Here is a 13243-nt window from a genome sequence, read left to right on the forward strand (position 1 = left end):
CCACCCTCAGCGCAGAGTCAACGGGTGGGCGCGCCGGCCGCGACGACATGCGCGGCCTCCATGAGCATCCACCCACCCACCTGCACCGACAGGTCACGTTCGGGAACCTCGGACTCGTGCACCGCGCCGGCGATGGAGGTGGCCACCGCACCGTCGGCACGGGGCACCGCGGCGATCCGGTCCCAGAACGCGCCGAACAGCGGCAACCCGTCGACGGACTGCCGGTAGTCCCACGCCGACTTCGCCGACGACAGCACCAGCTTGGCGGCCGTGTCGCGCGCCTGGGAGTCGGCGGCGGACTCCCCCGGCAAGGTGGTGGCCACCAAGGCCAGGTACCGGGCGGTGATCCCGGCGAACAACCCGCCGTCACCGCCGCCGGCGCCCTTGATCACCCCACCGGGGGCCATGTGCTTGTTGACCGCGGCCACCAGCCGGTGGACCCGTTCGGCATGTCGCGGCGCACCGGTGCGCGCGGCCAGTTCGGTCTCCAGCCCCAGCACCACTCCCTGGCAGTAGGTGTACTGAGCACGTACCAGCGAGCCGCCCCTGATGCCGTCGAACACCAGGTGGGTGTCCGGGTCGATCAGGGTGGCATCGATCCAGTCGCCCATCTGCTGCGCACGCTCAAGCCACTCGGGTTCGCGGGCCAAGAAGATTCCCGCCGGGCCGTTGGCGGGGGCATTGAAGAACGGCTCGGTGAACTGCTCGTCCTTGCGCCACGGAATGCCGCCGCCGGCTTCGGGCATCCACGAGTCGGTGAGCTCGCGGGTCAAGGTACCCAGCGCGCGACGCCGGTCGACACCGGTGACGCCGGCCGCGCGCTGGATGGCCAGCGCCAGCCAGGCCATGTCGTCGTAGTAGGCGTTGGTCCAGCGGCCCACATTGCGCAGCCGGTGGGTGCGGATCTGCCGCTTGATCCGGGTCGCCCGTTCGGGTTGCGGGTCACGCAGCTGGGCGTCGACCAGGCAGTCCAGCAGGTGTGCCTGCCACCAGTAGTGCCAGTGCGGGGCGCGCCGGATCGGCGGCCAGGCCACGACGCCGAGCTGGGTGCCCGGCAGGTGCCAAAGGGACTTGAGGTGTCTCGCGGTGACAGCGGCCTCGGCGCTTTCGGCACGGTTCGCCCAGAGGTGGTCCATAGCCTCAGATCCTGCCCTACCAGGCCTGGTCGAGGTGGCCATGCCGGCTGACCCAGGCGTGCATGACGATTCCGGCGGCCACCCCGACGTTGATGCTGCGGGTCGAGCCAAACTGCGCGATCGAGACCGTCAGGTCCGCGCCGGCCCCGGCCTCGTCACTGATGCCGAGCCCTTCGCTGCCGAACACCAGCAGGCAGTCGGCGGGCAACACCGTCTGCTCCAGGCGGGACGCTCCGGCCACGTTGTCCACCGCAACAACGGCGAGGCGGTGCTGGGTGGCGAAATCCAAGAGATCCCTGGCTGTTTCGTGATGCAGTAGGCGCTGGTAGCGATCGGTGACCATGGCGCCCCGCCGGTTCCACCGCCGGCGCCCGACAATGTGCACGGTGTGCACGGCAAAGGCGTTGGCGGTGCGCACCACCGAGCCGATGTTGGCGTCGTGCCCGAAGTTTTCGATCGCGACATGTAACCGGTGCCGTCGGCTGTCGATGTCGGCGACGATGGCCTCGCGGGTCCAATAGCGGTAGGCGTCGACGACATTGCGGCGGTCGCCGTCGCGCAGCAGCTCCGGGTCGAAGCGGGGATCGCTCGGCCATTCCCCCTGCCACGGTCCCACCCCGTTGGGCGGTGCGAACCACTCGGTGGGACCGGGAGGATCGCTGGGGTCGCTCACGAAGTGGTCCACACGGCGGCGTGGGTGCCCACCACCGTCACCGAGGGGTACAGCAGCGCGGCGTTGATCTCGCCGTGCGTGCACAGCGACGTCGGTACGTGCACGGAGTTCAGCGACGCTTCGGGCAGGATCAGCACCGAGGATCCGGCCGCCCGGCAATCCGGGCCCAGCCCGGGCATGGGCGTCGACGGACCGGCGATCAGCATCAGCGGCCCGCCACGCGCCTTGGCCTCGTCGCGGTATTGGCCGGCGACCGCGTCGGCAGACAGGTTGAGCAGCATATAGCCCAGGCCGGTGAAGGCCTTCGGGTCGCCCAGCGCCGTCGGCCCCAGCGGCATGCCGTCGGCCCGGTAGGCCGCCACGCCCTGAGTGGTGAGCTGCAGGCCGGTGTCTCCCGGGTTGACCGGCGCCAGCCCCACCGGGAAGGCCGCGGCATAGGCCACCGTGGTGTCTTTGATCCGGTCGGCGGGCGAGTAGACGTAGACCCCGCGCACAGCACTGCGTTCCTTGAGCGGACCCAGGCAGACGGTCCCGTTCAACCTCTCGGGGTCCTTGGCCGACAGCGGGGTGGGCGTCAACTCCCCCAGTAGGGTGCAGCTGCCCACGCCGGTGGCCTCGATCGGATGCGCGGGGGTGCCGTACACGCCGAAACGCAGATCACCGGCCGCGGCGTGCGGAGCGTCGGTGTCCACGACCTGGGCGGTGACGTCGATCAGGGCGTAGTCGACCTCCCACCGCAGGTTGGACAGGGTCATCTCCCAACCCAGCACGGTCAGGGCCGAGTCGATGCGGGCGCCCTGGGCGCCGTAGGGCCCGGTTGGGGCGGAACTCGAGCAGGCCGCCGCGCAGGTGACGGCCAACGCCGCCACCACCGCGATCAGTCTGCGCACCACCGTCCTCGGGGCGATCAGTCCAGGCCCAGTTCGGCCAGCCCGAGCACACTGCGATACGGCACACCCTCGGCCTCGATGGCCTCGGCCGCTCCGGTGGCACGGTCGACCACGGTGGCAACGCCGACCACCTGCCCACCGGCTTCACGCACCGCACGCACCGCCGTCAACGCCGAACCACCGGTGGTGCTGGTGTCCTCGACCACCAGAACCGGCTGGCCGGTCACGTCGAAACCTTCGATAAGGCGTTGCATGCCATGGGCTTTCACCGACTTGCGCACCACGAACGCGTCGATCGGACGTCCCGGAGCATGCATCACCGCGGTAGCCACCGGGTCCGCACCCAGCGTCAGGCCACCCACGGCGACATAGTTCCAATCATCGGTGAGTTGGCGCACCAGGCGCCCGATCAGGGCGCCCGCGCGGTGGTGCAGGGTGGATCGGCGAAGGTCCACGTAGTAGTCGGCCTCGGCTCCCGAGGACAGCGTCACTCGACCGTGCACCACCGAGAGCTCGCGGACCAGGGCGGCCAGCTCCTGGAGTTCGTCGTTGTTAAGTGCGGCCACGGCCCCTCCCGAACGTGTTGGTCAGCGTGCGCGAGAGCCCGCGCGGAATCAGTCTGCTGACACCTACCAATGTCTTGTACTGCAGGCCGGGGACACTGACCACTTCGCCGCGCGCGATGTCGGCCAGGCTCGCCGTGACGACGTCATCGACCTCCATCCACAGAAACGACGGCAGGGTCGCCATGTCGATGCCGGCGCGCTCATGGAATTCGGTGTGGACGTAGCCGGGGCAGACGACGTGAATGCCGACGCCGGTGCCGTGCAGGCCGCCGGCCAGGCCTTCGGTGAACGACACCACCCACGCCTTGGACGCCGAGTAGGTCGAGCCGCGTCCGGACAGCAGCCCGGCGACGCTGGCGATGTTGATGACGGTGCCGGCGCCCGCCTCGATCATCGCGGGCAGCGCGGCCCGGGTCAGCTGCATCACCGCGGTGACGTTGACGTCCAGTTGCGACTGCAGCAGGCTGGGGTCCGCGGTCCAGAACTCCCCCGACGTGCCGAAGCCGGCGTTGTTGACCAGCACCCGCACTCCCTCGTGCAGGCGCTCGGCCACGCGCGCTCGCCCGTCAGCGTCCGTGAGGTCGGCGGGCAGCACCTCCACGGCTACGCCGTGGCTGCCGCGAAGCTCGGTGGCCAGTGCCTCGAGGCGGTCGACATCACGCGATACCAGGACCAGGTCATAGCCGTCAGCGGCGTAGCGGCGGGCGTAGCCTGCGCCCAGCCCGGAGGTGGGTCCGGTGACCACGGCGACGGGGCGAGACATGTCGGACAGCCTAACGAAGCCGCTGGCGTCAAACGGCGTCGGCCGTCAGCGCTGATGGTGAGCGGTCTGGCGACCGTTGGGGCCACCCGGGGCGTGCAGCACGTCCGAAGACTCCCGGCTGGGGCGGCGTCGTGGCAGCGGTTCGGGAGCCGGGGCGGTGCCGCCCGGCGCCGGGGCCACCGACCGCGATGCCGCCGGAAGCTGCTCGCCCGCACCGTCCTCCGGCGCCTCTGAGGCGCCGGCTGATCCCAGGGGACGACTGGGCTGCCCGTTGCGGCGTCCCGCCGCGGCGCCGACGGCATCGGCGGGCTGGCTGCGCGGGTTCGGCGGCAGCACCCGCAGCAGGTCGTTGAATTGGCGGACGCTGCGCAGGCCCTCGTCCCATTGGGCGCGGGTGCTGGTGACGGGCATGCTCACCAGCGTCCAGTTCGCCTCGTTCCACATGATTTCCGCGCAGTCCGGGGCGGTGTGGGCGAACGTCACCATTCGCCGGTCGCAGGCCCGGCGCGCCGCGTCGAGGTTGGTCGAGTACACCATCCGGGGGCCGATAGCACCGAGCAGCCAGATGTCGTTCTCACGCGGTTCCTTGAGGCCCTTGAGCCGGACGTCGACGACCACGTTGGTGCTGACCTTGCGGTGCAATGCGATCACGGTCGCCACTTCGTCCAGGTCGAAGATGTAGACGGCTTCTCCGCGGATCTGGCCGAGCACCACGTTGCGCACCGGCGCCTCACCCACCGTCGACATCACGCCACGCTTCCAGCGGTGCAGGATCTCGGTGGATGCGGGTTCGTAGTCGAAACCGTGGGAGCGAGCCCAGGACTTACGGCGCCTGCTGCGGCCACGCCGCTGGTCGATGTCCACGTACAGCAATACGGCCGCGCCGACGAAACACAGCGCGGACAGCGTAAACCAAAGCGGGACCATTGCGCCTAGCGTATCTGTTCTCGGCCCCGAACTGAGAATGGTTACGGATCACAACCCTGTATCGGCCCTATTGCAGCAGGTCAACGTCACAGTTCGATCGCGTTGGATCCGCCGAAGATGGTGGACCCGTTGGTGTACGAGATATAGACGGGCTGCTGGGCGAACGGGATGTTGCCGGTGTTCATCGTGGCGCCATCGCCGGAGACCACGCTCGGGCTCAGGGAGCCGGCGGTGGCGGAGTTCACCGTGTAGGAGTACAGCAGCGTCGAACCGTCTGCCGAGTAGACCTGAACCGTGGTTCCGTCCGGCAGGTAGCCGCCGGCGGTCGGCGTGACGTTGCCCAGCACCGACGAGGGCATGGTGCCGTAGACCCCGCCGGAATCGATCACCGCGCTGACGGATTGGGGTGGCTGGCCGTCGATGCTCACCAGGAGGGAGGCGTAGGGCGACCCGTCGACCGTGGTGCCGGCGGTCAGTGGGTTGTCGCCGAAGATCATGGTTCCGTTGGCCTGATCGAGCAGCACTCCGTTGCCCAGGTCCCCGGGGAGATCTGCGGTGGGAATGTTATCGGGGCTCGGCCCGATAGCGTGGGCCCCGATCCCCAATACGCCGTCGACGTTTGCTGGCCCGAGGTAATCGCCTATTGACCAGGGGCCGAAGAGGTTGAAGTCGGCCGGGAAGGCGAACAGCACCGCATCGACGGTGGAGTCGGCGGTGACGGTGGCCCCCGCGGCGTCGGTGAAGGTGACGGTGGTGGGCAGCTCGGCGTAGAAGTAGTCCAGCGAGCCGCCGTATTGGCCCAGGTTGAACCCGGTGGGCAGGCCGGTGATGCCGGCCCAGTTGATGTCCGAGATCGGTATGGTCAGGCCCGAGGACCCGGTGTCGACCAGCACGGGCACCGCCGCGCCGCCGCCCACCGAGATGTCCACCACTGGCTCGGTGGCCGCGTTGACCTGCAGCGGGACGGTGAAGGTGTCTGGGATCGTGGCGGCCAGGCCGGACGCAGCGGCGCTGCCCGCCGCGCCGGCGTCGGCGGTTCCGCCGAAGACCCACTGCTCCAGGTCGTTGATCGGGGTGTAGACGAGGTTCTGGTACCAGCCGTCGAACAGGGTGTCCAGCGAGGCCAGTGCGGCACCGGGGTCGGTGTCGGCGGCGATGCCGGGATCGACCGCGCTGAGCACGTCGATGAGGGGCTGGAAGAGGTCGTCGATGTCGGCTCGGGCCGCCGGCGCGGCGTCTAAGCCCAGCAACACTCCCACCGTGGCGGCGATACCGACTGCCCGGCGTCGAGCAGCTGTCATGTGCGAAGGCCTTCCCGCGCGATCCACGGGCGCCTGTTGCGCCGTGGCCGATCGCGGTCAGCTAACTCACCCAGGGGCCGAGAACACCAGGGGATCTGCCCAAGAAACAGCCAAGCATCGAGGTGGGCCGTTCAGCGGACTCCCGGCCGCCACAGCATCAGGGCTCGATGAGAGTGCCGCCGATGATGGTCTGGCCGCCGGGCACCTGGTAGTTGATGTAGACCGGGTTCTGACCGAACAGCCAGTTGCCGGTGTTCATGCTGGTGCCGTTGGTGACGTACGGGCTGCGAACGGCGCCGTCCACCGGGTTGTCCGAGTAGGGCGTGACGCCGACGGTGTACTGGTACAGCGGCTGCCCGCTGGAGGTGTAGACCTGGACCACGGTCCCGTTCGGCAGGTAGCCGTTGACCGGTGTCACCCCCGAGCCTGCCAGCGCCGAAGACGGCATGGTGCCGAAGACTCCGCCGGAATCGATGACGCCGTTGACCTGCGTGGCTGTCGAGCCGTTGATGCTCACGTACAGGGGGGCCCATGGCGCCCCGTTGATCACGGTGCCGCCCTCGTAGGGGTTGTTGCCGAAGATCAGCTGGTTGTTGGCCTGGTCGATCAGCACGCCGTTGCCCAGGGTGCCGGGCAGATCGGCGGTCGGAATGTGGTCGGGGGTGGGCCCGAGCGCGTTCGGTCCAATGCCCAGGATTCCGGTGGAGGAGCCGGCCAGGTAGCTCTCGATGGACCAGGAGCCGAAGGGGTTCAAATCCGACGGGAACGCGAAGAGGACGGCGTCCACGGTGGTGTCGGCGGTCAGGGTGTCCCCGCCCTCGCCGGTGAAGGTCACCGTGGTGGGCAGCTCGATATAGAAGTAGTTCAGTGCGCCACCGAACTGACCCATGTTGAAGCCGGTGGGCAGGCCGGTGATGCCGAAAGGGTTGATGTTCCAGATCGGCACGACCAGGCCGGCCGCACCGGTGTCGACCAGGACATCGACGTCTGCGCCGCCGCCGACGGAGACGCTGATCACCGGCTGGGTGGTGAGGTTGACGTCCATCGGAACGGTGAAGCTGTCCGGCAGATCGGCCAGCGGGGTGTCCGGTCCGTAGGCCGCGGCACTGCCCGGCAGGTCCAACGTCGATCCGAACAGCCAGGGAGCGATGCTGTTGAGGGGGGTGTAGATGAGGTCCTGGTACCAGCCGTTGAACAGGGAGTCCAGCGAGGCGAGTGCGGCACCGGGGTCGGTGTCGGCGGCCATGCCCGGGTCGGCCCAGCTGATCGCGTCAATGAGGGGCTGGAACAGGTCATCCCAGTCGGCCTGGGCGGCGGGGGCGGGTGCGCCCAGCGTCAGGACGGCCCCCACCGCACCGACGGCGCCCACCAAACGATGGCGACGAGCTGACATGGCGACCCCTCCAGATGAACAACGGTGCAGGAAAACACCGGAATCTCTCAGTAACCGCCAGGCTAACCGATCAGGTTCAACACCGCATCCGCAAAGGCGCCGCTGACGCACGTTGCGGCCCCCGGAACTGCTTCCGGGGGCCGCAACGTGACCGAACTCTCAGCCCAGGACCAGCGACTCTCCGTCCACGCCGATGTTGACCGGCACCACGTCGCCGTCGTGCACCTCGCCGGCCAGCAACATCTTGGCCAGCTGGTCGCCGATCGCCTGCTGGATGAGCCTGCGCAGCGGGCGCGCCCCGTAGATCGGGTCGAATCCGCGCTGCGCCAGCCACTTCTTGGCCTCCAACGAGACCTCGATGGTGAGCCGACGCTGAGCCAGCCGCTTGGCCAGCTGCTGGAGCTGGATGTCGACGATCTGCACCAGTTCCTCAGGGTTGAGGCCCTCGAAGATCAGCACGTCGTCGAGCCGGTTGATGAACTCCGGCTTGAACGCCGCCCGCACCGCAGCCATCACCTGCTCCTCGGTGCCTCCAGAACCCAAGTTGGAGGTCAGGATCAATATGGTGTTGCGAAAATCGACCGTGCGGCCCTGACCATCGGTGAGCCGGCCCTCGTCGAGAACCTGCAACAGCACGTCGAACACGTCCGGGTGCGCCTTTTCCACCTCGTCGAAGAGCACCACGGTGTAGGGCCGGCGACGCACCGCCTCGGTCAGCTGACCACCCTGGTCGTAGCCGATGTAGCCCGGAGGCGCCCCGACCAGGCGGGCCACCGAGTGCTTCTCGCCGTACTCGCTCATGTCGATACGGACCATGGCCCGCTCGTCATCGAACAGGAAGTCGGCCAGCGCCTTGGCCAGCTCGGTCTTGCCGACGCCGGTCGGTCCCAGGAACAGGAAGGAGCCCGTCGGCCGGTTGGGGTCGGCCACCCCGGCCCGGCTGCGGCGCACTGCGTCCGACACCGCTTGCACGGGCTTGCGCTGCCCCACCACCCGCCTGCCGAGTTCCTCTTCCATCCGCAGCAGCTTGGCGGTCTCGCCTTCCAACAGCCGTCCGGCCGGGATACCGGTCCAGGCACTGACCACATCGGCGATGTCGTCGGGACCGACCTCTTCTTTGAGCATCACCTGCTCGCGGGCCTCGGCTTTGGGCAGCGCCTCCTCGAGCTTCTTCTCCACCTCGGGGATGCGGCCGTACCGCAGCTCGGCAGCCTTGGCCAGGTCACCGTCCCGCTCTGCCCGGTCGGATTCACCGCGCAGCGCGTCAAGTTGTTCCTTGAGCTCACGGACCACGTCGATGGCGCTTTTCTCGTTCTGCCACCGGGTGGTGAGCTCGGCCAGCTTCTCCTTGTAGTCGGCCAGTTCCGCGCGCAGCTTGACCAGCCGGTCCTTGGAGGCGTCGTCGGATTCCTTGCTCAACGCCATCTCTTCGATCTCGAGCCGACGCACCAGCCGTTCGACCTCGTCGACTTCGACGGGCCGGGAGTCGATCTCCATGCGCAGGCGTGACGCAGCCTCGTCGACCAGGTCGATCGCCTTGTCCGGCAGGAACCGCGAGGTGATGTAACGGTCGGACAGCGTGGCCGCGGCGACCAGCGCCGAGTCGGTGATACGCACGCCATGGTGCACCTCGTAGCGGTCCTTGAGCCCACGCAGGATGCCTACGGTGTCCTCGGCCGACGGCTCACCGACGTAGACCTGCTGGAAGCGGCGTTCCAGCGCGGCATCCTTCTCGATGTACTTGCGGTACTCCTCGAGCGTGGTGGCGCCGACCAGGCGCAGTTCACCGCGGGCCAGCATCGGCTTGATCATGTTGCCGGCATCCATCGCGCCGTCGCCGGTGGCACCGGCACCGACGATGGTGTGCAGCTCGTCGATGAAGGTGATCACCTGGCCGGCGGAGTCCTTGATCTCGTCGAGGACGGCCTTGAGTCGTTCCTCGAACTCGCCGCGGTACTTGGCACCGGCCACCATCGAGCCGAGGTCCAGGGCGACAACGGTCTTGTCGCGCAGGCTGTCCGGGACGTCGCCGGCGACGATGCGCTGGGCCAGGCCCTCCACGATCGCGGTCTTGCCGACACCGGGCTCACCGATGAGCACGGGGTTGTTCTTGGTGCGACGGCTCAGCACCTGCACCACTCGGCGGATCTCGGTGTCACGGCCGATCACCGGGTCGAGCTTGCCCTCGCGGGCGCGGGCGGTGAGGTCGGTGGAGTACTTCTCCAGCGCCTGGTAATTGGCTTCCGGGTCCGGGCTGGTGACCCGGGCACTGCCACGCACCTTGACGAATGCCTCCCGCAGCGTCTGCGGCGACGCGCCGTGGCCGCTGAGCAGCTTGGCGACGTCGGAGTCGCCGGTGGCCAGGCCCACCATCAGGTGTTCGGTCGAGACGTACTCGTCGTCCATCTCGGTGGCCAGTTGCTGGGCGACGGTGATGGCGGCCAGCGAGTCGCGCGACAGCTGCGGCTGTGCGTTGGAACTCGTGACCTGCGGCGCCACGTCGATCAGGCGCTGGGCCTCGCTGCGGATGGTCGCCGGGTCGACACCGACCGCCTCAAGCAGCGGCGCGGCGATCCCGTCGTTCTGGGTCAGCAGGGCCTGCAACAGGTGGGCGGGCCGGATCTCGGTGTTTCCGGCCGCGGCAGCCGTCTGCAAAGCCGCGGTCAGGGCCGCCTGCGTCTTGGTGGTCGGGTTGAACGAGTCCACGACACCTCCATTCGGGGTCAGAGCGGGCCGACAGCGGCCCGCCGAAAATGCTTGTCGTGTTGTCCAACGCCGTCAAGGTTGAGTCTGTTCCGCTCAACTTAATTTTCTCTGGGGAACGTGCGGCGGCTTAGGTCAGCCGCAGGGTCCGGCGCGCGTTCTGCACCAAACGCGGCAGCCGTGACGCGCTCATCAGCGCCCGGAACAGCCAGCTGTCGTCCGAGGGCAGCACCCCTGCCGACTGGGTGGCATCGAGCAGGTCGAACAGCGTCTCCCCTTCGTACATCAGCCCGTCGGCGTTGAAGTGGTACCGGTCCACCGCGGTGCACTGTACGAAAGTGCCGACGCCGTGAATCGCCGGGGCCGACTCGTCGTAGGGGTAGAAGCGCAGGGTGCCGCTGAAGTGCCCGCTGCCGATGTAGCGAACGACCACTCGGGTCTCCCCCTCTGGAGTGACGTCGAAGTAGATCTGCCCGGGAAGCGGGTCGTAGCGCCAGTCCGGGATGGCGTCGAGGAACGAGAAGTTGTATCGCTCAAACTCTTCCAGCCCCACGATGATTCGCCCGAAAGTGGTGGGATCCTTGTAGCGCAGGTCGGGGGTGTAGAGCTCGTGGTTGAGCGACATGTCGCGCATCAGCCAGCTCCACCAGTACTTCTTGGCCCATTCGGCCGCGAAGGCGACGTCGATCCCCCGGTCGGCGTAGTGGGCGATCTTGCGGTCCAGGTCGACGAACCACTGCTCAGTCATGGCATTGAGCTCAGGCTCGGTGAGCACCTTGACCTTTCCGCCGGCCCGATTGCCCGGGAGATACTGCGGCAGCGGCTGCCGCAGCCTGGGCTGGGCAATGGCCTCCCGGAACAATGCCTCATCGAACATGCCACCCGCCTTGCCGCCGTTATAGGAATCAATTGATTCCTATAACCTAATCAGGTTCGGAAACGTATCCTCAAGCGTTCCCACAATTCGGAGGTACACATGGGCGAAAGAGCGCCGCGGGTATGGCGCGGTCAGACCCATGATGACCGCGCCCAGGTTCGACGGGCCCAGTTGATCCAGGCCGGAATCGAGCTGATGGGCACTGGGGGCACTGCCGGCGTCACCATGCGCGCCGCCTGCCGCCTGGCCGGGCTCAGCCTTCGGTACTTCTACGAAAACTTCAGCGACACAGACGAACTGGTCCTGGCAGTGTATGACCACTGCAATGCCGAGCTGCTGACGCTCATGGTCGGCGCTGACGGCAAGGTGCCTCCGATCGGCGTGGCACTGAACAGCGCGGTGGCCTTTTTCGAGGAGGATTCCCGCCGCCTGCGGATCCTGCTGCGCGAGCCGCAGTCCAGCAGCCTGCTGGCAGATCATCGTGCCGATGTCCTGCCCGGCCTGCTGAGCTCGCTGGTCGGCCCGGCCGGCAACGGTGGCGCAACGGTCACCGCGGTTCAAGCCATGAGCGCCAGCGCACTCTCGGGCGGACTCACTGCCTTGGTGCTCGATTGGGCCGACGGCCGGCTGCACGTCAGCCGAGACGAACTGGTGAAGTTCGCGACCAGCCTGGTTCGAGCTGAGCTCAGCGGTACTACGCCGTCACCGAGCTGACGCCCCCGCAGGCGGCCGCGCCGCCCTTCGGGCGCGTCCAGAGGTACAGGGCCACCCAGACGCCGTAGCCCACCGCCATACCGGCGTACATGACGGCCGGATCGGCCTGCCCGTGCAAGCTGAAGTACAGCACCGCGCCGGCGACAAGTGCGGGCAAGGCCGCCACCCGACGACGCAGCCCCAGGGCGGTGGCGACGAGCACAATCGAGACGATCAGCAGGACAGGGCTGGCCCGATGTAGCGCGTCGAGGGCCACGTTCAACCACCCTCGGGATGGGCCGGCCCCATGGCCGGCGTGTCCCGCCCCGGCGACTGCCGACGCCCCGACCCCGAGCGCCACCAGGATCGCCGGCAGGCAACACGCGAGCGTGCAGGTCAGGGCGGCTAGCACTCCCGCCGCCCCAAAGCGACGTTCCGCAAGCTTCGCCGGGCGCCGCCGGTCGCGACATTCTGACGTGGAAGACATGTCCGCCTCTCGTAGCTGTTCCATGAACCTATACCCCGTATGGGTATCAAACAAGACCGGGTTCGTCGCTACCCGGCCACGAGGGACACGTCCGTTACGGTGCTGCTATGACGAGCAGTTTGGCTTCGGTGTGGACCGCGTTGATCCCGCTCGCCCTGGTGGTGGCGCTCTCACCGCTCACCGTCATCCCGGCGGTGTTGGTGCTGAGCTCCGAACGTCCCCGCCAGACCGGACTGGCCTTTCTGATCGGCTGGGTAGCGGCCCTGGCGGCTCTGACCGTCGCCTTCATCGCGATCTCCGGCCTGCTGGGCGGGCTGCACAAGTCGCCGCCCACCTGGGCCTCGTGGCTGCGAATCGTGGTCGGTGGGGCACTGATGGCCTTCGGCGTCTACCGGTGGGTGAACCGGCACGGCCCCAGTGAGATGCCGCGCTGGATGCGTTCATTCACCTCGATGGCCCCCTTGCGCGCCGGAGTGACGGCAGCGGTGCTGGCCGTGCTTCGTCCGGAGGTGTTGTTCATGTGCGCGGCGGCGGGCCTGGCCATCGGCAGTGCTGGAATGCGGATTACCGACAGCTGGCCGTCGGCCGTCTTCTTCGTCGCACTCGCCGCGTCCTCGGTGGCGATCCCGGTTCTGGGCTACCTGGCGGCCAGTCACCGCCTTGACCCGGCCCTGATCAGACTCAAGGACTGGATGGAACAACAGCACGCCGCGTTGATCGCGGTCGTGTTGGTGCTCATCGGTGCGATGGTGGTCTACAACGGGATTGACGCGCTCTAGCTGTGATGTCCAGGGAGGTTGGTCAGTCGGGTGACCGGTGGTTGGCCTCCGATGG

Annotated in this window: 13 protein-coding genes; 2 read left to right on the plus strand and 11 right to left on the minus strand. The window is 68.1% G+C overall.

Annotation, left to right across the window (positions count from 1 at the left end; genetic code table 11):
• Positions 1–17: 17 nt before the first annotated feature.
• The 10 genes from BST15_RS17080 to BST15_RS17125 all read right to left on the minus strand — a co-directional run bounded on the left by BST15_RS17080 (position 18) and on the right by BST15_RS17125 (position 11229).
• The gene (locus tag BST15_RS17080) at positions 18–1136 is read right to left on the minus strand and encodes a glycoside hydrolase family 76 protein (protein WP_046190545.1); all 1119 of its coding nucleotides are present in this window, start codon (positions 1134–1136) and stop codon (positions 18–20) included.
• A gap of 16 nt (positions 1137–1152) precedes the next feature.
• The gene (locus BST15_RS17085; RefSeq protein ID WP_234708357.1) at positions 1153–1809 is read right to left on the minus strand and encodes a TrmH family RNA methyltransferase; all 657 of its coding nucleotides are present in this window, start codon (positions 1807–1809) and stop codon (positions 1153–1155) included.
• Positions 1806–2699, minus strand: a complete 894-nt coding sequence (locus BST15_RS17090) for a hypothetical protein (protein WP_046190549.1) — start codon at positions 2697–2699, stop codon at positions 1806–1808. The genes BST15_RS17085 and BST15_RS17090 overlap by 4 nt, the downstream gene beginning before the upstream one ends.
• A 17-nt stretch (positions 2700–2716) precedes the next feature.
• Positions 2717–3265, minus strand: coding sequence for an orotate phosphoribosyltransferase (gene pyrE / locus BST15_RS17095; RefSeq protein WP_046190547.1), 549 nt, complete (start codon positions 3263–3265; stop codon positions 2717–2719).
• Positions 3252–4028, minus strand: coding sequence for an SDR family NAD(P)-dependent oxidoreductase (locus tag BST15_RS17100; RefSeq protein ID WP_046190548.1), 777 nt, complete (start codon positions 4026–4028; stop codon positions 3252–3254). The genes pyrE and BST15_RS17100 overlap by 14 nt, the downstream gene beginning before the upstream one ends.
• Positions 4029–4073: 45 nt before the next feature.
• Entirely contained in the window at positions 4074–4955 is an 882-nt protein-coding gene (gene ttfA / locus BST15_RS17105) for a trehalose monomycolate transport factor TtfA (protein ID WP_083071072.1), read from the minus strand.
• Between the two features lie 86 nt (positions 4956–5041).
• Positions 5042–6256, minus strand: coding sequence for a PecA family PE domain-processing aspartic protease (locus BST15_RS17110; RefSeq protein WP_046191184.1), 1215 nt, complete (start codon positions 6254–6256; stop codon positions 5042–5044).
• A 157-nt stretch (positions 6257–6413) separates the two neighbouring features.
• The gene (locus BST15_RS17115) at positions 6414–7649 is read right to left on the minus strand and encodes a PecA family PE domain-processing aspartic protease (RefSeq protein ID WP_046191183.1); all 1236 of its coding nucleotides are present in this window, start codon (positions 7647–7649) and stop codon (positions 6414–6416) included.
• A gap of 159 nt (positions 7650–7808) precedes the next feature.
• Entirely contained in the window at positions 7809–10355 is a 2547-nt protein-coding gene (clpB, locus tag BST15_RS17120) for an ATP-dependent chaperone ClpB (protein WP_046191182.1), read from the minus strand.
• Between the two features lie 127 nt (positions 10356–10482).
• On the minus strand, positions 10483–11229 hold the full coding sequence (locus BST15_RS17125; RefSeq protein WP_046191181.1) for a nuclear transport factor 2 family protein: 747 nt from the start codon (positions 11227–11229) through the stop codon (positions 10483–10485).
• Positions 11230–11328: 99 nt separating this feature from the next.
• Here BST15_RS17125 and BST15_RS17130 point away from each other — a divergent pair, with 99 nt between their 5' ends.
• The gene (locus BST15_RS17130; protein ID WP_046191180.1) at positions 11329–11943 is read left to right on the plus strand and encodes a TetR/AcrR family transcriptional regulator; all 615 of its coding nucleotides are present in this window, start codon (positions 11329–11331) and stop codon (positions 11941–11943) included.
• Here BST15_RS17130 and BST15_RS17135 read toward each other — a convergent pair.
• Positions 11924–12199 (minus strand): hypothetical protein, encoded by a 276-nt coding sequence (locus BST15_RS17135; RefSeq protein WP_234708358.1) that lies wholly within the window; start codon positions 12197–12199, stop codon positions 11924–11926. The genes BST15_RS17130 and BST15_RS17135 overlap by 20 nt on opposite strands.
• Before the next feature lie 317 nt (positions 12200–12516).
• On the opposite strand from BST15_RS17135, the gene BST15_RS17140 reads away from it, so the two are divergent.
• Positions 12517–13188 (plus strand): GAP family protein, encoded by a 672-nt coding sequence (locus BST15_RS17140; RefSeq protein WP_046191178.1) that lies wholly within the window; start codon positions 12517–12519, stop codon positions 13186–13188.
• Positions 13189–13243: the final 55 nt, after the last annotated feature.

It is taken from the genome of Mycolicibacter arupensis (genome assembly GCF_002086515.1).
Classification (GTDB): Bacteria; Actinomycetota; Actinomycetes; order Mycobacteriales; family Mycobacteriaceae; genus Mycobacterium; species Mycobacterium arupense.